The 3,957-nt window shown below is 42.5% G+C and carries 4 protein-coding genes; 3 read left to right on the top strand and 1 reads right to left on the bottom strand.

Going from position 1 to position 3,957, the window contains the following annotated elements; all coding sequences use genetic code 11:
* Positions 1-23: 23 nt before the first annotated feature.
* On the bottom strand, positions 24-395 hold the full coding sequence (locus tag A3735_RS14600) for a response regulator (RefSeq protein ID WP_068510011.1): 372 nt from the start codon (positions 393-395) through the stop codon (positions 24-26).
* A 307-nt stretch (positions 396-702) separates the two neighbouring features.
* Between A3735_RS14600 and dksA the strand changes: the two genes are divergently transcribed.
* The 3 genes from dksA (at position 703) to A3735_RS14585 (ending at position 3,561) form a co-directional block, all read left to right on the top strand.
* Entirely contained in the window at positions 703-1,140 is a 438-nt protein-coding gene (gene dksA, locus A3735_RS14595; RefSeq protein WP_068510075.1) for an RNA polymerase-binding protein DksA, read from the top strand.
* A gap of 48 nt (positions 1,141-1,188) precedes the next feature.
* On the top strand, positions 1,189-2,046 hold the full coding sequence (gene gluQRS, locus A3735_RS14590) for a tRNA glutamyl-Q(34) synthetase GluQRS (protein WP_068506845.1): 858 nt from the start codon (positions 1,189-1,191) through the stop codon (positions 2,044-2,046).
* Positions 2,047-2,139: 93 nt separating this feature from the next.
* On the top strand, positions 2,140-3,561 hold the full coding sequence (locus tag A3735_RS14585) for a sigma-54 dependent transcriptional regulator (protein ID WP_068510009.1): 1,422 nt from the start codon (positions 2,140-2,142) through the stop codon (positions 3,559-3,561).
* Positions 3,562-3,957 lie beyond the last annotated feature (396 nt).

The raw sequence follows: 3,957 nt of genomic DNA, 5'->3' as shown, positions 1-3,957 counted from the left end.
TTTTAGCAAATTGCTAGTCCGAACTAGGCACCGCCCAAACATTTCTTAAGATAATCGATTATTTTATCCTCAGTAATCGGCTTTGGAATGAAGCTAAGGCCCTGCTCTGCAGCTTGCTCCTGGACTCGCTCCTGAAAATTCGCTGTTAATAAAGCGATTTTCGCGCTTGGGCACGCTTCTTGAAGTTCCGGCGATATCGTCAGGCCATCAACTCCCGGCATATTCATATCTAAAGTAATAAAATCAAACTGACCACTCTGACATAGCTTCAGTGCCTTTCGGGCATCTTCAGCTTCAGTCACACTCCAATCTGGATAGTGCGCACTGATAATAGCTTTCAGCATCAGGCGCGATATGCGACTATCATCAACGAGCATAATACTTTTTTGGGACATTCGTTCATCCTGCAAAATTTGAATTTGCTTTTCAGCTTTGTCTCGTCTTAGAGATCAAAACCTTCGCTTAGAACTTCAGTATAGCTCGAATCACTCACTTGTCTTTTATTTCCTGCTTCAGCTGCCGATCATGATCTTTTTATACAAAGAATATGTTGCCAATTCTACATTCGTATAAGAAAAATTGGCTTAATTTGATTGTTTCTGCTAATTTTTGTGGGCTTAGCTTTTTAATATGCTAAATGGAATCTCGTTGTCCCGGCTTGCCAACGAGAAGCAATCAGTAAGTAACAATGAGAAGAATGTTATGCCGGAAAACCAACAAAAATCCCAAGAAATGACGAATTTCACCCCTTACGTCGAAAAAGACGGTGAGGAGTACATGAACGATGAACAGGGCGAGCACTTTCGCCAAATCCTTTTAGCTTGGAAGCTTGAGCTAATGGAAGAAGTAGATCGTACTGTGCATTATATGAAAGAAGACGCTTCTAACTATGCAGATCCAAGTGACCGAGCGACACAAGAAGAGGAGTTCAGTCTTGAGCTTCGAACACGTGATCGTGAGCGCAAGCTAATCAAGAAGATCGATAAAACCTTAGACCGCATCGAAGATGATGACTATGGCTTTTGCGATTCTTGCGGTGTAGAGATCGGTATTCGTCGGCTTGAAGCACGACCTACTGCAACCCTATGCATCGACTGTAAAACGCTCGCTGAAATTAAAGAGCGCCAAACAGGAATTTAATCCTGATAGATTGGGTGGGAGCTACTCCTACCCAATATCCTTAGATCTATGAGCTCATATCGCGGTCGCTTTGCTCCGTCCCCTACCGGCCCTTTACACTTTGGTTCACTCTTCGCTGCCTTGGTTTCCTATTTAGAGGCAAGGAGAAATTCGGGTACCTGGCTTGTAAGAATTGAAGATATTGACCCCTTACGTGAAGCACCCGGCGCTAGCCAGCAAATTATCGAGACACTTGAAGCCCACCATTTATTCTCGGATGAACCAATAGTTTTTCAATCAGCACATAGTGCTGAATACGAAAGCTTGTTAACAAAACTGGACTTAAGAAAAGCAATTTTCTATTGCCCCTGTAGTCGAAAATACTTGGCTACAAACGGTGGTCGACACAATGAAGCTTGCCTACGCCAGTCTGTCGATAAGCAAAACTGTGCTCAGAAGTTTAGGAATACCGAAGAACTATATTATTGGCATGACGGCATGCAAGGTGAACACTCGTATAAACTAGATGATGATTTTGTTCTTAAGCGTAAAGAAAGCTTTTATGCTTATCAACTAGCTGTGGTTAATGATGATCACCGACAGAATATTACACATGTCGTAAGAGGCTACGACCTACTCTTCTCTACTCCCATGCAATTGGCACTCTATCAAGCGCTTGACTATAAGCCTCCCGAATTCTCTCATTTCCCGGTACTATCTGCTAAAGGTCAGAAGCTGAGTAAACAAAACCACGCGAAGGCCGTCTCTTCTCTCCAAGCCAAAGAGAATTTGAGCTGTATCTTTAGGCTGTTGGGGATTGAGATATCATCAAAATGCTTATCTATCCCTCAAATGCTAGAAACTGCCATTGAACACTGGAACCCTAAAGTTCTCTCACGAGTTAAAGAGCTTCCATCTCCATATTGAGTTTTCGCGTGCCAGCTTTGGTATGAAGTCAAAATAAGTTATGATTCTTCGACCACACAATAAAGCAACTAAACCTAATTTAAGCAGGGCTACATGCGCCGAATATTAATCATTGAAGATGACATTGATCACCGCGCGGGTTTACAAAATTTTCTAGAAGATGCTTTACACCAGGTTGATGTCGCATCATCAGTCAACGAGGCCGCTGAAACTTATGCGCTACCCTCTTTTGATTTAATCATTTCGGATATCCACCTGCCCAACCAGCCCGGGACAGATATTATAAAATTAGCTCAGGGCGTACCTGTTTTGGTCACTACGGGGCAAGCCAGTTTACGCTCCGCTGTCGACGCTATGAAACTTGGTGCGGCTGATTACCTCGCCAAACCCTTTGACCATAAAGACCTGATTGACATCGTCAACAGCATACTGAAGCAAACTCCCTCTCCCATTCTAGCGAGCGCGACCAGCAATGAAGATGACGATGCAGATAAGCAGATCGGTCAACTAATTTTCGGCCAATGCCAAGCCATGAAGAAAGTGTTCCACTTAATGAAAAAAGTGGCACCTACTGAAGCAACCGTATTAATTCAAGGCGAAACAGGCAGTGGTAAAGAGCTGGCCGCGCGAGCTATCCATAAATTAAGCAATCGTCGTAATCACGAATATATTTGTATCAACTGTGCCGCAATCCCTGAATCGCTAATTGAGTCCGAACTATTCGGTCACGAAAAAGGCGCATTTACCGGGGCAGTAAGCGCTCGAAACGGTCTAATCGAAGCCGCTGATGGCGGCACCTTATTTCTGGACGAAATAGGTGAACTACCACTTGAAGCCCAAGCTCGCTTATTACGCGTTCTGCAAGAAGGGGAAATCAGGCGTGTTGGCTCAACCCAGTCTCGACAAGTTAATGTTCGGCTTATTGCCGCAACTCACCGAAACCTCAAGGCACTTTCTCGTACTGGCCAATTTCGAGAAGATTTGTTCTATCGTCTAAATGTTGTCCAGCTCAAGCTCCCCCCATTAAGAGAGCGAGGCGATGATATTCTTGGTCTTGCAAATACTTTGCTTGCCAAAGCAAGTGACAAGCTTGGCCAAGCAAATATCAAGTTCAGTCCGGATGCAATGAAAGCCGTTCAGGAATATCACTGGCCTGGAAATGTCCGTGAACTTGAACATGCTATTGAGCGTGGAACCATTCTTTGCGATAACAAGATGATTACCGCTGAATTATTAGATATTGAGTCGGAAGTTGATGATATCAATATTCCAAAGGGATTGATTACACCACAAGTTAATTCCCCTTACAGCGCAGCTTCCCAACTCCCATCTGCCGAAAAGTCTTCAGCCTCCTCTAGCAAAAGCTTATCAATCGAAGACTATTTCCAACAATTTGTTCTCGAAAACCAAGACCATATGAATGAAACAGAACTGGCCAAGCGCCTGGGCATCAGCCGTAAGAATCTATGGGAACGTAGACAGCGACTAGGAATACCTCGCAAAAAGAGCAACTAGAAGTGAGACCTGCCTCACATTTTGTTGCATAAGGAAACACTTACTGTAATTAAGAAAATCACTTTCCTCCAAAAATGTTACCAGGCGTTACCTATCGAAACATATTTACCTGATTTTTTGTCACATTTTAGTATTTTGACCACTCTCTTTAAGCATAAATCGTATAAGAAAATCATAAGTTACTGTTTATTAAGTATTTATTAAGTGCTGGTACAGCTAATGCTACTCTTACTAGCATAAAAATAAAAATAACCAATATTAGTTATACAAATAAAAATAAAAATAGTAGTTAGCTTCTATTGTAGAAACCGCAGCGATAAAAATAATAAATGCGGGGTAAACTGAATATTTTGAATGCCTAGCTTTTTAGCGGCCGAAAAAATGAATTGAGTTATT

Source organism: Oleiphilus sp. HI0061 (assembly GCF_001635675.1).
Note: the sequence above shows the minus strand (reverse complement) of the source record. Positions and strands in the feature narration are given on the sequence as shown.